This window comes from Flagellimonas lutimaris (genome assembly GCF_051494225.1).
GTDB lineage: Bacteria > Bacteroidota > Bacteroidia > Flavobacteriales > Flavobacteriaceae > Flagellimonas > Flagellimonas lutimaris_A.
Genome location: NZ_JBNPYE010000024.1, coordinates 1 through 1336 on the forward strand (window position 1 = coordinate 1; position 1336 = coordinate 1336).

General features: G+C 51.6%; 1 protein-coding gene. It reads left to right on the forward strand.

Annotated elements, in window-relative coordinates; genetic code table 11:
* Positions 1-87 precede the first annotated feature (87 nt).
* On the forward strand, positions 88-1284 hold the full coding sequence (locus tag ACQQ5U_RS19360) for an IS256 family transposase (protein WP_437400106.1): 1197 nt from the start codon (positions 88-90) through the stop codon (positions 1282-1284).
* Positions 1285-1336: the final 52 nt, after the last annotated feature.

The following is a 1336-nucleotide window of genomic DNA, read 5'->3' on the forward strand; positions in this document are numbered from 1 at the left end:
AGGACTATCTCATAAAGTGTGTAAATAGAAAATTAGCGGGGGCATGCCCCCGCTAATTTTTTGTCTAATTTTAAATATTTGCACATTATGAAGAAAGAAGAATTGTTCAATGACGATTTCCTGAAGCAGTTCAAATCGGGAGACGAGCTCAACGGTTTTCTCAAGGAACTCCAGAAGCGCGGCATCGAGAAGATGCTGGAAGGGGAACTGGACGGGCATCTGGATTACGAGAGGCACCAGCGCTCGTCCAATGCCAACAAGCGCAACGGACACTCCAAAAAGAAAGTGAGGACCTCCTTCGGGGAGTCCGAGATATCCGTCCCCAGGGACAGGGATGCTAGTTTCAACCCCATGGTCGTCCCCAAACGGGGCAACATGGTGGACGGCATCGAGAACATCATCGTATCCCTATACGCCAAGGGCATGTCGGTCAGTGACATAGAGGAGCAGATACGGGAGGCCTATGGCTTTGAGGTATCCACTTCCACCATATCAAGGATCACCGAAAAAGTGGCGGACGACATTGTCGCATGGCAGAACCGCCCTCTGGAACCGGTCTATCTGATCGTATGGATGGACGGCATCGTCTTCAAGGTCAGGGAATCCTCCAAGGTGATCAACAAGACCGTGTACGTGGCCGTGGGCCTGCGCAGGGACGGAAAGAAGGAAGTGCTGGGCCTATGGCTGGGCAAGAACGAGTCGGCGGCCTTCTGGATGTCGGTGCTCACCGACATGAAGGCCCGCGGCACCGAGGACATCCTGATCACCGCCACCGACAACCTGAACGGGTTCACGGACACCATCAAAAACGTCTTCCCCGAGTCCAGGACCCAGATATGCGTGGTGCACCAGATACGCAATGCCTGCCGCTATGTGGTATGGAAGGACAAGAAGGCCTTTACCGCGGACATGAAGGGCATCTACAATGCACCCAACGAGAAGGCCGCAAAGGCCGCCCTGGAGGACTTCGCCAAAAAATGGGAGGGCAAGTATTCCTATGCGATAAGGAGCTGGAGGGACAACTGGGACGAACTCACCGTGTTCTACGGGTTCCCAGTGGAGATACGAAAGATCATCTATACCACCAACCTTATCGAGAACCTGAACGGGAAGATACGCAAGTACACCAAGAACAAACTCTCCTTCCCAACTGACGATGCGGTGATGAAATCCGTATATTTGGCCACAAGGGAGGCCACCAAAAAGTGGTCCATGCCCATTAGGAACTGGGGCATCATTTTAAACCAGTTCCTAACGATCTATGAAAAAAGGGTCAGACTCTAATAAAGTCAAACCCCCGTTATTTTTAAATTACACACTTATTGGGATAGTGTCC

Coding starts and splice junctions, on each gene's coding strand:
- ACQQ5U_RS19360 (WP_437400106.1), top strand. CDS start 88: ATGAAGAAAGAAGAATTGTTCAATGACGATTTCCTGAAGCAGTTCAAA.